The organism is Marinobacter sp. MBR-99 (assembly GCF_040547575.1).
Lineage (GTDB): Bacteria > Pseudomonadota > Gammaproteobacteria > Pseudomonadales > Oleiphilaceae > Marinobacter.
Genome location: NZ_JBEPPY010000005.1, coordinates 54,325 through 70,590, shown reverse-complemented (window position 1 = coordinate 70,590; position 16,266 = coordinate 54,325). Strand labels below are relative to the sequence as shown.

The following is a 16,266-nucleotide window of genomic DNA, read 5'->3' as shown; positions in this document are numbered from 1 at the left end:
CCACTTCATGACACTGCTCCCGAGTCCAGAAAGCGCCGGATTACCGGCAGTTGCTTGAGCATGGCTTTATCCACGATCTTCGGCAGGATGCCGTTGATCAACACGAACAGCTTTTCCGGCCAGCCCAGAAAACGCCGGCGCTCATCTTTTTCCATAGCCTGAAGAATCTGGGCCGCGACAGCTTCCGGCGCGTCCATGGCATTGCCCAGGGCACGATTCAGCTCGTTTACCGCCGCCGGGTTCATCGCCGTGGCGGTCGCCCTCGGTGCCACATAAACCACCTGCACCGGGGTGTCTGCCAGTTCCCGGCGCAGGGCTTCGCTAAAACCACGCAAGCCGAACTTGCTGGCGCAATAAGCGGTGTAACCGGGAAAACCGATACTGCCGAAGGTGGACCCTACAAACACCAGCGCACCCAGGCCGGTTTTCCTGAAACGAGGCGCAAAATGCCGAGCCACCAGCATGGCGGAACGCAGGTTGACCATGAGCTGCGCATCCAGGTCGCTAACCGCCATGGCTTCCAGGGCAGCAAACCGGTTCTGGCCCGCGCAGTGAATCACTCCGTCAATATCCGGATACACTTCGCTCAATTGTTGCAGTTGTTGATCCAGTTCAGGGCTGGCGAGCTCCAGGTGCACCGGTGAAACGCCCGCACGCTTTTCCAGCCGGTCCGGGTGCCGGGTCCCAACGATTACCCGGGCACCGCATTCTACCAGCGGCCCGATCAGAGCCTGGCCAATGCCACCCGTTCCGCCCAGCAGCAGGAAGGTACGGTCATGCAGCCTCATGACGTTGCTCCTTGCCACCGGTCGACAGCGGAATGCTGTGCAGCATGTCGCCATACAGGCGATACACCATGCGCGCCGCCTCGATGATCGCTCGTTGGTCATCCGGATCGGTGATGTCGTTCATCAGTTTACGGAAGAATTCGAAGTGGTCCTGATCCAGGGCACCGTGGGAGTACAGATAACTGAAGGCCTGGTCAGGCAGCCCCAACTGCTTCTGGATAGCTTCGCCCAGGGGAGTGGCCAGCTCGATCGACGTCCCTTCCAGCACCAGCACCATCCCGAAAAACGCCGCCGGGTTGCCACGCTGGATACGGTCGTACAGGTAGGCCACCATCAGCTCGATGGAGGTATCCGGCTGGCCATGGCGGATGGCCTCCTTGTCTTCACCACAGGCGTCCAGGTCATTCAGGATCCACTCGTGGTGGCCGTACTCCTCCTCGATGTACTCCACCAGTGCCTTGCGTACAAATTCCAGGCGCTCCGGCAGCCGTCCGCCACAGGACATCATCAGCGGTACCGTGTGCTTGACGTGGTGGTAGGCCTGGGTCAGGAACCAGGTGTAGCCTTCAATATCAAAGCGGCCCTCGCGGATCGCCTGAATCACCGGAGCACTGGTGACATGGGCGCGGGCCTGTTCGGTTTCAGATTGCAGTCGGTCAAAAAATGCCATATTGGGGTCTCCTGGCGTTGTCTGTCGGGTAGAAGTGCCCGCAGGCACTGATAGGTTCATAAACAAGGGAAAGGCTTCGGCCATGAGCATGGGCAGGTCTGCCTGTATCTGGTGCCGCACCGGTCGGCCGTTGGTGGTGATATGGCCTTCGGCCTGGCTAAAGGGGTGCCGGCGCAGGTACACGGCCTGCAGGCGGGCATAGTCGGGTAACCCGGCATTAAGCCTCACCAGAGCCTCACGCACCGCGTCCGGGCTCCGGCCATCCCGAATCACCAACAGGGCACTGGGCTGTGGCTCGCCGTCGCCAAACACCACCGCCTGGGCAGCGCCCACGGCCTGCACCAGCTCACTTTCCAGCCACTCCGGGCTGATATTGCGCCCGAAACTGGTAATCATCAGGTTCTTGGCCCGGCCGTTGACGGCAAGAAAGCCCTCGGCGTCCAGGGCGCCCAGATCACCGGTGTCCAGCCAGCCTTCGGCTTCGGGTTCGTCGCCCAGGTAACCGAGATGGGTGTTGCCCCGCACCAGAATCCGATGCTCACTGTCCACGCGCACCTGCACGTGGCCCAGCGGCTGGCCCACGGCGCCCTCGCGCTCGGCACCCGGCACATTCAACGCCACCACCGAACCACACTCAGACAAGCCATAGCCTTCATACAGGGGCAATCCCATGGCCCGGCCCCGGGCGAGCAGGTCGGGTGATACCCGGCCGCCACCAACGGCCAGAAAACGAAACGAATCCGTGGTTAGCAACCCCTGCTCGGCCGCAGCAACCAGTGCCATGGCCAGTTCCGGCACCAGGATCACCGAATGGGGCTGGTGCCGGTTCAGCCCGGCCGCCAGCCTGGACACATCCAGCCCGCTGCTTCCGGTCATGCCCAGGGTTTGCAAAGGCGCAATGGTCAACGTTGCGCCCATCAACAAGGGCAGGTAAACCCCGGCAACGTTCTCCAGCAGGGTTGCGAGCGGCAGAATACACAGGTGTTGTTGCAGTTCCACGCCATCCAGCCGCTGCTGCAACGCATCAGTGGTAGCGGCCATCTGCGCGGCCGACAGGCACACACCTTTCGGCGTGCCGGTGCTGCCGGAGGTAAAGGTAATCTTGGCGGTCTGCTCCGGCATCCACGCCGGTGCAGACGACACCGGCAGATGGCGAAGCCAGAGACCGTGCCCAATTGGCTCAGCCGGTCTCGCTTCAACGCTGAACACCAGTGCATCCAGGCCGGCGCGCTGGATCAGGTGATCAGCCTGGCTGCTTGAGAAGAACACCGGTACCGGCACACACACCACGCCCGCAATCAGGCAGGCGAGATCCGCCACCACCCAGGCCGGCGTATTGTCGCCACACAACCCGATACGGGTGAGGCCAAGATCCCGAAACTGGCCGGCAACGGCCACCGCCGACTGCCAGAGCTGTTGATAGTTAAGCTCGGTATCCTCACCACGCAGGGCCACCCGTTCCGGATGCCGTTGCACCCGTTCATGCAAGCGTTCAGGCAAGGCAACCATAGCTATCCCCCGCATCGGTCTGGCCCGTTGTTACGGGACTGGTAACGCGCTGCACCAGCTTGAGCAAGCCCGCCTCCCGCAGCGCCGACAAGCCATCGGACACGCGGACAGCCATCACCACCGGATGGTGGTCGTAGTATCTACCCCAACCCGCGCCGCCGTCGGGCAGGCGTGCAGGGTCGGCATCGGCCAGCACCTGCGTGGCGATGCCCAGCCGATGAAAGCTGTTCCGCAGCTGATCCGTGCCCGTGCACACCACCCAGTCATAGCCGGCACCATCAAGCCAGACCGACAACGAGGCAAACAGGTACCGGCTGACCCCCGCTTCGACCCCCGCCAGATGGGCAATTTCCGCGATCCGGTCGCGCCGGGTGCCGGGTGCCGGCATCAGCGCCTCCACCGGTTGCACCAGGTAATCTTCCAGGAACAGTTTTTCCTGGCTGGCATCACGGACACCCACGGCCGCCAGCAAGGTGCCCTGCGCCGTTGTCAAAGCCAGCAGGCGAGGGATGCGCAGAGATGGCTCGGCACCGTAAGCATGCTGAAAGCGCCGCCGGATGAAGTCGGCTACCGTCTGCGCCATCGCGGTGTCCGGCCGGATTTCACAAAACCAGCGGCCAGCACAGCGGGTAGCCGGAACCAACTCCCCGGAGTCCGGGGGACAACAGGTCGACATCATTAACGCATCAGTCATGGCAGCCCTCTCTTCGCTTGCTCTGTCTGCCCCCTCGGGGGCACTTGTTCACAGCTGACAGATTAGGAGCGCTGCCTTAAATGAGTCTTAAGCGAGCCCGGCAGAAACCTTAAGGGCGCCTTAAGGTTTCTGCCGCCTGCCGGTTAAGGCTCGCTTAAGAATGAGCGCGTAGATTGCGGGCAACCTCGGGGCTATCCCGACAACACCCGACACAGACGTACGTGCACATGCTCAATGCCCATCAATGGTTTCAACGCAGGCTGCCCCGTTTTCTTGTGGCCGGCGGAATCGCCACACTGCTGCACTGGCTGATCATGTGGCTGCTGGTTCAGGCGGGCCTTGCACCGGCGTTCTCAACGGCTGCCGGCGCCACGGCCGGACTCGCATTCAACTACCTGGCCCAGCACCAATACGCATTCGCCTCTGGCCTGCCACACCGGGTCGCCCTGCCACGGTATCTGGCCGCAGCCAACCTAGGCTGGGGCCTTAACCTTCTGTGTTTCTCTGTTCTCAGCCTGGCCGGTTTCAAGATCCTGGCTGCGCAGTTCTTTGCCACAGCAACGGCCACACTGGCCAATTTCTTCTTTGCCAAGAGGTTTGTTTTCCATGAAAAACCAACGCTCAAGCTCCCCTAAGCCGATGCTGAGCATCGTCATTCCGGTGCATAACGAAGCCGAGGTACTGCCCACTCTGCTGGCCCGTCTCTGGACCACCGGGCAGCAGCTCGACGGCAGCTTCGAGCTGCTGTTTATCGACGATGGTAGCCGTGACGACTCGGTCGCGATTCTGATGGCGGCCAGGCAGCGGCAGCCGGAAATCCGCGTGTTGCAGCTATCCCGTAACTTCGGAAAAGAGGCAGCGGTCTCGGCCGGCCTGGAGCACGCCCGCGGCGAGGCCGTGGTGCTTATGGATGCGGACCTTCAGGATCCCCCCGAACTGATTCACGACATGATTGCCGAATGGCGAAAAGGGGCGGATGTGGTGCTGATGAAACGCCGGTCCCGGGCCGGCGAAAGCTGGCTGAAGCGAACCACGGCAAGCCTGTTCTACCGCCTGATCAATCGCATCAGCGATTCGCCAATCCCGGTGGATACCGGCGATTTCCGGCTGATGAGCCGGCGCACGGTCGAGGCACTGAACCGGCTCCCGGAACGCAACCGCTACCTCAAGGGTATGTTTGCCTGGGTCGGCATGCCCACCGTAACCCTGGAATTCGATCGCGACCCCAGAATCGCAGGCACCACCAAGTGGAATTACCTGAAACTCATTCACCTGGCCATGGAGGGCATTACTTCCTTCTCCACCCGGCCACTGCGACTGGCCCTGGTGTTGGGTTTACTGGCCGCCGGCGCCGGAGGTGTTGTGGGGCTTTGGGAGGTCATCCGGGCGCTGGCCTTCGGCGTTTCGACACCGGGCTACGCCTCCCTGATCACCATGATCACCTTCCTGTCCGGCGTCCAGCTGCTGTGTGTCGGCTTGCTGGGGGAATACATCGGGCGCATCTATATGGAAACCAAGCAACGCCCGGTCTTTATCGTGGCGGAAGACAGCCAGGCAACCACGCCTTACGCACAACCCCTGCTGAGAGTGGCCGGCCATGACCAGAACCAGTAACACATTGCTCTGGCTGCTGGTGTCGGTGCTTGCCGCCCGGCTCGGCTTGTCTGCCCTGTTGCCGTTCGCAGACACCACAGAACCCCGCTACGCGGAGATGGCGCGAATCATGGCGGAAACGGGTGACTGGATAACCCCGTGGTTTGATTATGGCGTGCCTTTCTGGGGCAAGCCGCCGCTGTCATTCTGGACCCAGGCACTGTCGTTCAAGCTGTTCGGTGTCAGCGAGTTCGCCGGCCGCCTGCCCTCGTGGCTGGCCAATGTCGGCATCGTCTGGCTGGTGTACAGTCTGCGGCGCTACCTGCATCCCGACCCGCTCGGCAACGACGCCAGGACCTCCGGGCTCTGGGCGGCGCTGATCTACGCCACCACCGCACTGGGCTTTCTGAGCGCCGGGACGGTGATGACCGATTCGTTCCTGGCCTTGGGCACCAGCCTTACTCTGGTGAGCCTGGTCATTCGCCTGCAGGGTGGCCCGCCGGCCTGGCGCTGGCTGTTCTTCATCGGCCTGGCTGTTGGCCTGCTGGCCAAGGGCCCGCTGATCCTGGTGTTGACCGGTTTGCCGGTGTTCCTCTGGGCACTCGCCTTCAACCGCTGGCAGACCCTCTGGCACAGCCTGCCCTGGGTTCGCGGCCTGGCCCTGACCCTGCTGATTTCGGCCCCCTGGTATGTTCTGGCGGAACTGAAGACCCCCGGTTTCCTGGATTACTTCATTATCGGCGAGCACATCAAGCGCTTTGTGGTCAGCGGCTGGCAGGGTGATCTGTACGGCAGCGCCCACGATTTCCCCCGGGGCTCTATCTGGCTCTACCTGGTACTTGCCAGCATGCCCTGGGGGGTTGCGGCGCTGGCCGGCCTTCTGCGCAACCACTGGCGCGGAGCCGCCAAACTGCAGCATTGGCACGGCGGCGAACAGCACGCCAGCACTCTGGTCTTACTGGCTGCGCTGGCACCGGCCCTGTTCTTTACCCTGGCAGGCAACATACTCTGGACCTATGTACTGCCGGGACTACCCTTTGTAGCAGCGCTCGCCTCCGGATTACTGACACCGGACACCGGCCGGCGCATTACACGCACCGCCGTGGCGGCCACCCTGCTCATCCCCGTACTGGGCACCCTGGGCGGCGGCTGGGTGAGCCTGCATCCGGAGCAACTGAAAACCGAACGGGAGCTGGTAACGGCCGCAACCCAACTTACCGGGAGCCCCTTGACCCGGCTTGTGTACACTGGCGAACCTCCGTTTTCCGCGCGGTTTTACAGCGATGGCCGGGTCGATGGCATTGACGTGGACACCCTCAGCCGCCAGCTTGCGAGCGGCACTCTGCCCCGGCCTGTGGCTGTGGCCGTGGCTAAGGGCCAGCATGACTTGCTTGGCCAATTGGAGCAGGTAGCCGACCCGGTCGACCAGAACCGCCGGTACTTTCTGTTCTTCCTCAAACCCGAACATATTAATGCCGCACTGCGGGCCCGTTCCGACGGCAAATCGCCAGCTTTCAATTACACTGAACAGCACGAGCAACCTTTGAGTTGAAACACGACCGGATACCAACTGCCAAATGCGCATACTTCTGACCGAGGACGACCACCCCCTGGCCAACACCATGTTGAGCATGCTCCGTGACGGTCACAACACTGTTGACTGGGTGGATGATGGCCAACAGGCCCTTAACGCCTTGCTGAACGAGAGTTTTGACCTGGCCATTCTTGACCTGACCCTGCCCCGCATCGATGGCCTGGACATTGTCCGCCGGGTCCGTGAGCAGGGGGTTGATGTGCCCATCATCATACTGACGGCCCGTAGCGACCTGACCGAGAAACTTCAGGGGCTGGATGCCGGGGCAGACGACTACCTGACCAAACCCTTTGCCATGGCCGAACTCAAGGCCCGTATCCGGGCCGTGACCCGCCGGGGCTCCGGCACCCGGGCCACAGGGCTGAGTGTTGGCCGGCTGGCACTGGATCCGGATTCGGGCAAGCTGCAGGTCGGCATGGAAACCTCGGTTCTGCCCCGCAGCGAACTGCAGATCCTGCATTACCTGATGCGTCACCCGGACCAGGTGGCGACGCGGCGACGACTGGAAGAGCAGCTCTATGGCTGGGACCAGGGTGCCGAGAGCAATGCCCTGGAGGTTCACGTGCATCACCTGCGCCGACGGGTAGGCAAACACACGATTCGTACCGTCCGCGGGGTTGGCTACCTGCTGGACAGCAAGGCCGCCGCAGAGGGCGACGACGCATGAGCCTGACCCGCAAGCTGATCCTGCTGATCACCAGCACCGTGTTTCTGATTACCCTGATTGCGGCCGGCTGGGGCTTCTACGTGAGTGATCATCAACTGGAGGAACTGTTCGACGCTGAGCTGGCCCAAAGCACCCGGATTGTGCAAGGCCTGGTAGAGCACCTGTCGAGCACACAATCCATCGAGCAGCTGGCTGTTACCCTGTCCAGAACCCTCGAGTTACCGGACGCCGTGTTTGAAGGTGACGAAGAGGAAGATGAGATACTGCCGGACGGCTCTGGCCACAAATATGAACGGAAAATCGCTTTTGAAGTCTGGACGCCGGACCAGCAACCGGTGCTGGATACGCTCCGGGCCAACAATGCCCGGGGTCTGGAACCGGGATTTGCCTGGCAGGAGGCGGCCGGCTTCCAGTGGCGAACCTTCACCCTCCAGGATCCGGACACCGGGTTCTGGATTCGTACCGCTCAGCGGGAGGACGTTCGGGACGAACTCAGCCAGGAGATCGCCCTGGGCAATGTACTGCCCTTCCTGTTAGCGCTTCCGCTTCTTGCGCTGGCGGTGCTGGCCTCTATCCAGGTGAGCTTCCGCCCCCTGAGGAAGCTGGAGAAGCCGGTTCGAAACATGGCACCGGAGAACATTCACCCGCTGGACGACCGCCAGGCCCCGAAAGAAGTAGCGGGGCTGGTGCACGCGGTCAACGGCCTGCTGAAACGGCTGAACCAGGCCCTGGACCGTGAACGCAGGTTCTCGGCCGACGCCGCCCACGAGTTACGTACCCCCCTGGCGGCGCTGCGCCTGAACCTGGAGAAAGTGTATGAGGACAATCCAGCGCAATACGCAGACCTGATTCAATCGGTTGACCGGATGGTGCACCTGGTGGAACAGATGTTGTTGCTCAACCGGGTAGACGCGGGCACGGATTTCGCGCCGGAATACCACAACCTTTCTGCCATACTGGAGCAAAGCATTGCCGACGTCGCCCCCCTGGCTCTCAGGAAGAACATCGAACCGGTGCTTGAGGACGACGCCAGCCAATCGCTGATCAGCTGCCACAGCGCCCTGATCAACACCCTGATGCGTTCGCTACTGGCCAATGCCATTCAGTACAGCCCCGAACACACGGTGATCACAACCCACCTGGCGCCCTCGGGCGACGGTTATGCCATTTCAGTCTGTGATCAGGGTCCAGGCATTCCCGCAGCCGAGCGGGAACGGGCCCTGAGCCGTTTTGTGCGGCTGGACCAGCGAAAAGGCGGAGGTGCAGGGCTGGGCCTGGCCATTGCCCGGCGCATTGCCGAACTCCATGGTGGACACCTGCATCTGTCAGGACGAGACGACGGCGAACCGGGCCTGTGCGTGCACGTCTGGCTGCCCGCTCGTTATTCACGATCCAGAGTCCCGTCTTAAGGTTTATTTAAGCTTACCTGCGGATACTACCCCACTGACCATCGTCAGCGATGGTGACAGCTAAACTGGTGGGAGATGGACTCAATGGCGCAAGGGCAGACTTTGTCACTGGTGATACCGGCCAGAGACGAGCAGGGCAACATCGCAAACCTGCTGACCGAAACTTTCGGTATTATGAGGGACTACCCCGGTTTTGAAGTCGTGCTCGTGGATGACGGCAGCAATGACCAAACCCTGGCAACCGCCCGGCGAGCGGCCGACGCGGTAGGAGGCAGACTTGTTGCTGTCCGGCACGAGCAAAGTATTGGCCAGAGCGGAGCCCTGGCGACAGGGGTTCGGCGCGCCACCGGTCAACTGATTGTGACCATGGATGGCGATGGCCAGAATGACCCAGCCGACATACCCGCGCTTCTGCAAAAAGCCTACAGCCTGCGCTCCCGGGACTTCTGTATTGCGGGCTATCGGAAGAACCGCAAGGATACAGCCTGGAAGCGTTTTCAATCCCGGCTCGCCAATCGCATCCGCAGTGCGTTCCTGCACGACGGGGTGCCCGATACCGGCTGTGGTCTGAAACTGTTTCCCAAGTCCACCTTCCTGAAACTGCCCTGGTTTGACCATGCCCACCGCTTTATCCCTGCATTGATCAAGGGCCTTGGAGGTGAGATTGCCGTAGTTGAAGTCAATCACCGCCCCCGGACGGCAGGGATCTCCAAATACACCGCCTGGAATCGAGCCTGGGTCGGCATTGTCGATATGATTGGTGTTATGTGGCTGGTCCACCGCACCCGTGTGCCGAGAATCCTCACCACCGCCGATCTCCACACCGGTAACAAGACAACGGAACAGGCCTGAGATGGCAAAAGGCATTCGTTGGCTGTCATTCGTTGCCCTGGTACTGGTTGGCTACCTCGCCATGCACGACGGCTGGTTCAGCTTTCTGACAGACCAGGCACGCGTGTCCGACTACCTGAATAGCCATGGCCCCGAAGGGCTGATGATCGTTACCCTGGCGGGTGCCTTGTATACCGGCATTGGCGCGCCCCGGCAGCTGTTGGCGCTGGTTCTGGGTTTTGCCCTGGGGGGTCTGCAGGGAACCATCATTTCGACGCTGGCAACCGCAGTTGGAGCCGCGGGCTGCTTCTGGGTCTCCCGCAGCCTGTTGCGGGCAACCCTTTTGCGGCATTTCGGCAAGAGACTGGACCGGTTTGACGCACTATTCCGTGAGCAGACCTGGCTTAAAGTGCTTATGGTCCGGTTATTACCGGTTGGCAGCAACCTGGCCACCAACCTCATCGCCGGCTGCTCCGGCATTCGATTCGTGCCTTTTATCGGCGGCAGCCTTCTCGGTTACCTGCCACAAACGGCCATCTTTGCCCTTGCCGGTGCGGGCATTGGTCAGACCGATGCCACCCAGATCGTGGTCAGTATCGTGTTGTTTGCGCTGGCCTCAGCCATCGGCGCCTTCCTCTATCACAGCCAGCGCAACCAGACCCTGGCCGAACCTGTGTCGGATCCATCCTGAGTTCTGTCCATGCCTGCGACCACGTTCTTACGCCAATTACCAGAAACCCTGTTCAACCTGCCGCGACACCGTCTGTTTTTACTGTTGCTCGGCTTTGCGGCCCTATTGATTCTGTCCGGAATGGGATTGCGATCACCCTGGCCCGCCGACGAACCGCGCTTTGCGGAAGTGGCGCGGGAGATGGTGGACTCCGGGCAGTGGCTGCTTCCAATGAGAGGCGGAGAGCTTTACCCGGACAAGCCGCCGGTCTTCATGTGGGCCATCGCCTGCTTCTACTGGCTGACCGGCAATCTCAAGATCGCTTTTCTTTTACCCAACGCCCTGTGCAGCCTGCTGACCCTGGGGCTGGTGTTCGATCTGGGCACCCGCCTGTGGAATCAACGCACCGGCGCCATCGCCGCCCTGCTACTGATGTTGGCACCTCAGTTCCTGATTCAGGCCCAAAGGGCCCAGATTGATGCCATGGTCGCCTGCTGGGTCATGGTGGCCTGTTACGGGCTGATAAGGCACTTTTTCGTCGCGCCGTCCTGGCGCTGGTATTTTGTGGCCTGGGCCTTCATGGGGTTGGGCATTATCACCAAAGGCGTCGGCTTTCTGCCCGCCCTGATGTTCATTCCAATTCTGGCCCTCAAATTCCGGGATCCTTCGCGGTTTCAGGGCACTCTCACCTGGCGCTGCGCCCTGGGGCCACTGGCCATGCTCGCGGTGGTGGCGGCCTGGCTGGTGCCCATGGTGCTGGCCGTCAATCATCTGGGGACTGACGAAGCCCTGGCTTATCGCAACAACATTCTGTTCAAACAGACCGGCGAACGCTACGCAGACTCCTGGGGCCACATCCAGCCCTGGTATTACTATCTCACCAGCGTGATTCCCTCGCTCTGGTTCCCTTTGCCGCTGTTACTGCTGGCGCTGCTGCAACCCGTTCGTGAAGTCCTCAGGCGCCAGCCGGAGGTTGTTGTGCTGCTGGCCTGGGTAGTGCTGGTGGTGGCATTTTTCAGCCTGAGCCCGGGCAAGCGCGGGGTGTATGTGCTGCCGGCGTTACCGGCCCTGGCCCTAAGCCTGGCACCAGCCCTGAGTGGGCAGCGCCCGGCCCGCTGGTTCGGGCCCGCCATGACTGGCTTGCACCTGCTGCTTGGGATCACCCTAGTTGCCATTGGCGCACTGGCCTGGAGTGACAATCCTCGCCTGGTGCACAAGCTGGCCGACTACACCCGGGACCCGTCGCAATGGCATGAGGCCGGCTCCCTCATGTTCACTCTGGGCCTGGTTTGGCTGGCAAGCCTGGCGGCGCTCTGGCGCTCTCATGCGCTGGGGCGGTGGTTCATCGCCCTGATGCTGAGCTGGCTGCTGTTCTCCACCTGGGGTTACCGGATACTGGAGCCCCTGCGCACGCCCCGGAATGTTATGTCTGCCGCGGAGCAAATCGTGCCCGCCGGAGGGCAAATTGGCATGATCGACTTTCGTGAGCAGTTCATCCTGTTCTCGAAGCGGGATTTCACGCATTTCAGCTTCTTCAGCTCACTGGAGCAGGAAGACCGCAATGCCTGGCTGTGGATGAAGGAGACGCTAAACAGCTACCTGATTGTGGCGGACCGACACACCCTTTCCTGTTTCAACACCGACGGCGCCGCAGACATCGGCACCGCACACCGGGACCATTACCTGTTGCTGAGCGACCAGCACATGAAGCCAGACTGCGAGGCACCAAACTCCGTCTTGCGATTTACCACTCCACAGCCGGGAACCTGGATGGAATGAACCCAATCAGCTCCCGGTGTGCTAAGTTGCATAAAACCATCACCAAGCCGGAAAATCGTTAATGGAAAATCACCGCGTTCACCGCACCGGATGGCTCAGAGCCGCCGTACTGGGTGCCAACGATGGCATTGTCTCCACCGCCAGTCTGGTACTGGGGGTGGCGGCCAGCGGGGCCAGCAAGGAAGCCATTCTGGTGGCCGGCGTGGCCGGGCTGGTGGCTGGCGCCATGTCCATGGCGGCCGGCGAGTATGTGTCGGTCAGTTCACAGGCGGACACCGAGCGGGCCGACCTTAAAAGGGAACGGCAAGAGCTCGAGACAGACCCGGAATCGGAGCTGGCCGAACTGGCTGGAATTTACCGCGCCAGGGGCCTGAGCTGGGAACTGGCGCGGCAAGTGGCCACCGAGCTAACCGCGCACGATGCCCTGACCGCCCATGCCCGGGATGAGCTGGGGATTTCTGATGCCCTGGCGGCCAGGCCCGTGCAGGCGGCGTTGGCCTCCGCGGGCACCTTTGCCATTGGTGCAGCCTTGCCCCTGCTGGTACTGGTGCTGGTTCCGGTCAGCCTGGTTCTGGGCGCGGTGTCGGTCAGTTCCCTGGTCTTTCTGGCCGGTCTTGGTGCTCTGTCCGCCAGGGCCGGTGGCGCTGGCCTGATGCGCGGGACCATCAGGGTTACCTTCTGGGGCGCCCTCGCCATGGCCCTGACCGCGGGCATTGGTGCGCTCTTTGGGGTGGTTGCCGGCTAAAACCGGCGTCCTCAGTTATCCACCGTAAACGACACAATCCGCGAGAGGTGGCTCACCGGCAACCCGGTTTCCCGGTGCCATTCGTTGAACGCCAGCTGGGCCTGTGTAAGGCCCTTCTTGCTGGCTGGCGAGGCATCTAGGATACCGGCACGGGTGAGGGCGGTGACGACATCGTGTGACAGGATAAAGCCGTCCCAGCCCACACGGCGCAGAAAATACTGGGCCGAGTTGCCACCAAGGCGCTCACCATTGCGTTTCAGGTACAGGAGCAGCCCGACCTGGTCATCACTGGGCCAGTCGGCCAGAAACTGCCCGAAGCTGCCGTGGTCTTTCGCCACATCCATAATCATCCGGGCATTCTCCGGCACGGTGCGAATCTTCTGCATGTTGCGCACAATCCGCTCGTCCGCCGCCAGCCGCTCAAGCACCTCCGGTGGCACCTGTTGCCAGTAGGCAGGGACAAAGCCCTCGAAAGCAGCTTCAAAATCCGGCCATTTATTCTCGATCACCCGCCATACAAAACCGGCCTTGAATATGCAGCGGGTGATTTCCGACAAGTAGCGATCGTCTCCCACCTCCGCCAACCGGCTTTTCTCCACCACAGGAGGCAGCAGCGTTTGCAAGGCCTGCTCACCGCCTTTGCGGGCAAGCGCGACGTTGTAGAATTCGGAAAATTTCATGGTTACTCCCGGATAGATGGTCCGCGGCTGGGCACAAAGAACGGTGCTCCGTCTACCTCCACCGTTTCCAGCTTCTGGTTATACAGCTGTTCCAGCGCCGAAGGCACCAGCATGGTTTCGGCCGGGCCCCAACAGGCCTGGCCATCCGGGTAGAGCAGGAGCAGGTGGTCGCACCAGCGGGCGGCAAGATTCAGGTCATGCAGGCACATGAACACGGCCTTACCGCTTTGGGCCCTGGCGGTGAGCAGGTTCATCACTGCGACTTGATGATGCAGGTCGAGATGATTGGTGGGTTCGTCCAGCAGCCAGATGTCCGGGTTCTGGGTCATCAGAGTGGCGATGGCCACACGCTGACGCTCGCCACCAGACAGTGTGCTCACCAGCCGATCTCGCAGGTGCGCCACATCCAGCGCCTGAAGGGCCTGTTCGGCCACGGCGATATCCTCGGCCGTTTCCATCTGCCAGGCCGACAGCCAGGGGTGACGGCCAATCAGTGCGGTTTCCAGTACCGTGGCCGGGAAGCCATCCTGCCGATCCTGGAACACCAGGCCAATGCGCTGGGACACCTGCTTGCGCCTGAGCGAAATCTGGGGCTTGTGATCCAGCAAAACCTGGCCGCTGCGGGGTGGCCGGATACCTGCCAGCGTGTGCAGCAGAGTGGTTTTGCCCACACCATTGGGACCCAGCACACCCCAAAGCTGACCAGGATGAACATGGATCCCAAGCGGGGCCCCGGGCGCCCGGCCGGGGATATTCATCACAAGTTCATGGCTGGCCAGGGTCGTCATTATCGGCTCCGGTACAGCAGGTACAGAAAAGTAGGCACACCCAGGAGTGCGGTAATCACCCCTACCGGCAGTTGCTCCGGGGCAATGACCACCCGCGCCACGGTATCCGCCAGCACCAGCAGAATCCCGCCCGCCAGGGCACAAGCCGGCAAGATAAGACGCTGGTCATTACCCAGCAAAAGCCTGAGCATGTGCGGCACCACCAGCCCTACAAACCCGACGGCGCCGGCCATGGTGACAGCGGTGGCGGTCAGCACACTGGCCAGCAAGTATACCAGCCATTCCAGGGGCCTTACCGACACCCCCAGAGCGGCCGCCTGCATGGAACCCCGGGCCAGCACATTCAGGCTGCGGCCCAGGGGCAACACCAGCAGGCACACCAGCAACAGCACTAACAGCCCTGGCCAGGGCTGGCCGGAGTGAGACAGATCCCCCATCAGCCAATAGAGCATGCCCGGCAACCGGGCTGCCGGGGTCATCGCCAGAATCAGCGTGATCAAGGCTCCCCAACCAGCCGCCACCACTACCCCGGTCAGCAATAATCGCGACGGGGTCCAGCTGCCACTGCCGTGGGCCAGGCCAAACACCAGCAGGGTGGCCAGCATGGCGCCGGCGAACGCGGAACCGGAAACCACCAAACCCGCCAGGCCCGCCAACATGGCCAGCAGGGCGCCGACAGCTGCCCCGCCAGATAAGCCCAATACGTAGGGGTCTGCCAACGGATTGCGCAACAACACCTGCATCAGGGCACCAGCCACGGCTAACAAGCCACCTACTGCGAAGGCGCTGAGCACTCTGGGCAGGCGCAGGTCCAGAATCAGGGTGCGGTCCAGTTCAGTGCCGCCACCGGCAAACACCCACAATACCTTGCCAACACCCACCTGGGCACTGCCGACAGCAATGGCAAGGGTAACGGCCAGAATACCGAGCAGTATCAGGGCTACCAGCGGCCGGAGAATGCTAGAGCCGGCCACGGGCAGTCTCCAGGGTCTGGCACAGATGACTCACACCTTCGAGCATCCTTACGGTTGGACGGGCGAGCAGATCTGGCGGTTCAAGAAAGAGATTTCCGGCAGCCACCGCCGGCAGGCTCGGGTAGGCCTGCCAGTCCGCCAGCCATTGCCGGTCATTACGCTCACGGCCGGAAGTCACAATCACCTCCGGTGCCGCTTCCAGAACCGCCTCAGTACCTATTCGCGGGACCAGCCGCGACAGGTGACCGAACACATTTACCCCGCCACAAAGCTCAATGGCCTTGCCAATCAGTTCCTCCCGGTTGATGGTCATCAACGGCTGATCCCAGATCTGGTAGAACACCCGGATGGGCTCGGCGTGCTGATATTCCGCTTTCAGTTCGCCGATACCCTGCCGGAATAAGTGCACCTCAGATTGCGCAACATCGCTAGTTCCGGCCAGGTCAGCAAGGTGCTCTATGGCCAGTGGAATATCCTCAAACTCTCTGGGTGCCAACCAGAATGCTGTGATGCCCAACTGTTCCAGCCGTTCCACCTGCTGCCGGGAGTTTCCATCCACCCAGGCCACCACAAGGTCTGGCTGCAACGACAGAATCGCTTCCAGATCCAGCCGGCTGCTGTCGCCCACCCGGGGCAACGGTTCCGCCTGCGGCGGATAGTCACTCCAGGCAACGGCCCCCACCACTTTATCGCCGGCGCCAGCCGAGAACAGCAGCTCGGTGGCGCCTGGTGACAGGGAAACGATGCGAGCGGCGGGTTCCGGCAGGCAGATATCACGATCCAGCGCGTCGCGGGCGCACAGGGGCTCTGCCAGCACCGGAAGGGATGCCAGCAGAAAAGCGACCAGAAGGGTGAGCCGATGCAACATCACGAAA

Annotated in this window: 16 protein-coding genes; 9 read left to right on the top strand and 7 right to left on the bottom strand. The window is 61.9% G+C overall.

Annotated elements, in window-relative coordinates; translation table 11 throughout:
• Positions 1-5 precede the first annotated feature (5 nt).
• The 3 genes from ABIE59_RS05750 to ABIE59_RS05740 are packed head-to-tail and all read right to left on the bottom strand — an operon-like array spanning position 6 to position 3,661.
• Entirely contained in the window at positions 6-788 is a 783-nt protein-coding gene (locus ABIE59_RS05750) for an SDR family oxidoreductase (RefSeq protein WP_354445093.1), read from the bottom strand.
• Positions 775-2,967 carry an AMP-binding protein gene (locus tag ABIE59_RS05745; RefSeq protein WP_354445091.1) on the bottom strand — a complete coding sequence of 731 codons (2,193 nt, stop codon included), beginning with the start codon at positions 2,965-2,967 and terminating at the stop codon, positions 775-777. Before ABIE59_RS05745 ends, ABIE59_RS05750 begins: the two co-directional genes overlap by 14 nt.
• On the bottom strand, positions 2,951-3,661 hold the full coding sequence (locus ABIE59_RS05740) for a thermostable hemolysin (protein ID WP_354445089.1): 711 nt from the start codon (positions 3,659-3,661) through the stop codon (positions 2,951-2,953). Before ABIE59_RS05740 ends, ABIE59_RS05745 begins: the two co-directional genes overlap by 17 nt.
• A gap of 227 nt (positions 3,662-3,888) precedes the next feature.
• Here ABIE59_RS05740 and ABIE59_RS05735 point away from each other — a divergent pair, with 227 nt between their 5' ends.
• From ABIE59_RS05735 to ABIE59_RS05695, 9 genes are all read left to right on the top strand, one after another.
• A complete protein-coding gene (locus tag ABIE59_RS05735) occupies positions 3,889-4,296 on the top strand; it encodes a GtrA family protein (protein WP_354445087.1) in 408 nt (135 codons plus the stop codon).
• A complete protein-coding gene (locus ABIE59_RS05730; RefSeq protein WP_354445085.1) occupies positions 4,268-5,275 on the top strand; it encodes a glycosyltransferase family 2 protein in 1,008 nt (335 codons plus the stop codon). The genes ABIE59_RS05735 and ABIE59_RS05730 overlap by 29 nt, the downstream gene beginning before the upstream one ends.
• Complete coding sequence (locus ABIE59_RS05725; protein ID WP_354445083.1) at positions 5,259-6,806, top strand: ArnT family glycosyltransferase; 1,548 nt, start codon at positions 5,259-5,261, stop codon at positions 6,804-6,806. Before ABIE59_RS05730 ends, ABIE59_RS05725 begins: the two co-directional genes overlap by 17 nt.
• Before the next feature lie 25 nt (positions 6,807-6,831).
• Entirely contained in the window at positions 6,832-7,515 is a 684-nt protein-coding gene (locus ABIE59_RS05720) for a response regulator transcription factor (RefSeq protein ID WP_354445081.1), read from the top strand.
• On the top strand, positions 7,512-8,924 hold the full coding sequence (locus ABIE59_RS05715; RefSeq protein WP_354445079.1) for an ATP-binding protein: 1,413 nt from the start codon (positions 7,512-7,514) through the stop codon (positions 8,922-8,924). The genes ABIE59_RS05720 and ABIE59_RS05715 overlap by 4 nt, the downstream gene beginning before the upstream one ends.
• An 84-nt stretch (positions 8,925-9,008) precedes the next feature.
• Positions 9,009-9,776 (top strand): glycosyltransferase family 2 protein, encoded by a 768-nt coding sequence (locus ABIE59_RS05710; RefSeq protein ID WP_354445077.1) that lies wholly within the window; start codon positions 9,009-9,011, stop codon positions 9,774-9,776.
• Position 9,777: 1 nt separating this feature from the next.
• Entirely contained in the window at positions 9,778-10,446 is a 669-nt protein-coding gene (locus tag ABIE59_RS05705; RefSeq protein ID WP_354445075.1) for a TVP38/TMEM64 family protein, read from the top strand.
• A gap of 9 nt (positions 10,447-10,455) precedes the next feature.
• Positions 10,456-12,204 carry an ArnT family glycosyltransferase gene (locus tag ABIE59_RS05700; protein WP_354445073.1) on the top strand — a complete coding sequence of 583 codons (1,749 nt, stop codon included), beginning with the start codon at positions 10,456-10,458 and terminating at the stop codon, positions 12,202-12,204.
• A 61-nt stretch (positions 12,205-12,265) separates the two neighbouring features.
• On the top strand, positions 12,266-12,949 hold the full coding sequence (locus tag ABIE59_RS05695; protein ID WP_354445071.1) for a VIT1/CCC1 transporter family protein: 684 nt from the start codon (positions 12,266-12,268) through the stop codon (positions 12,947-12,949).
• 11 nt (positions 12,950-12,960) lie between these two features.
• Here the strand turns inward: ABIE59_RS05695 and ABIE59_RS05690 are convergent, their stop codons facing one another.
• The 4 genes from ABIE59_RS05690 to ABIE59_RS05675 are packed head-to-tail and all read right to left on the bottom strand — an operon-like array spanning position 12,961 to position 16,259.
• Positions 12,961-13,629: a DNA-3-methyladenine glycosylase I gene (locus ABIE59_RS05690; RefSeq protein ID WP_354445069.1), complete on the bottom strand. Its 669-nt coding sequence runs from the start codon at positions 13,627-13,629 to the stop codon at positions 12,961-12,963.
• A 2-nt stretch (positions 13,630-13,631) separates the two neighbouring features.
• Positions 13,632-14,417 (bottom strand): ABC transporter ATP-binding protein, encoded by a 786-nt coding sequence (locus ABIE59_RS05685; protein ID WP_354445067.1) that lies wholly within the window; start codon positions 14,415-14,417, stop codon positions 13,632-13,634.
• A complete protein-coding gene (locus tag ABIE59_RS05680) occupies positions 14,417-15,391 on the bottom strand; it encodes a FecCD family ABC transporter permease (RefSeq protein WP_502915333.1) in 975 nt (324 codons plus the stop codon). Before ABIE59_RS05680 ends, ABIE59_RS05685 begins: the two co-directional genes overlap by 1 nt.
• The gene (locus ABIE59_RS05675) at positions 15,378-16,259 is read right to left on the bottom strand and encodes a cobalamin-binding protein (RefSeq protein WP_354445320.1); all 882 of its coding nucleotides are present in this window, start codon (positions 16,257-16,259) and stop codon (positions 15,378-15,380) included. Before ABIE59_RS05675 ends, ABIE59_RS05680 begins: the two co-directional genes overlap by 14 nt.
• Positions 16,260-16,266 lie beyond the last annotated feature (7 nt).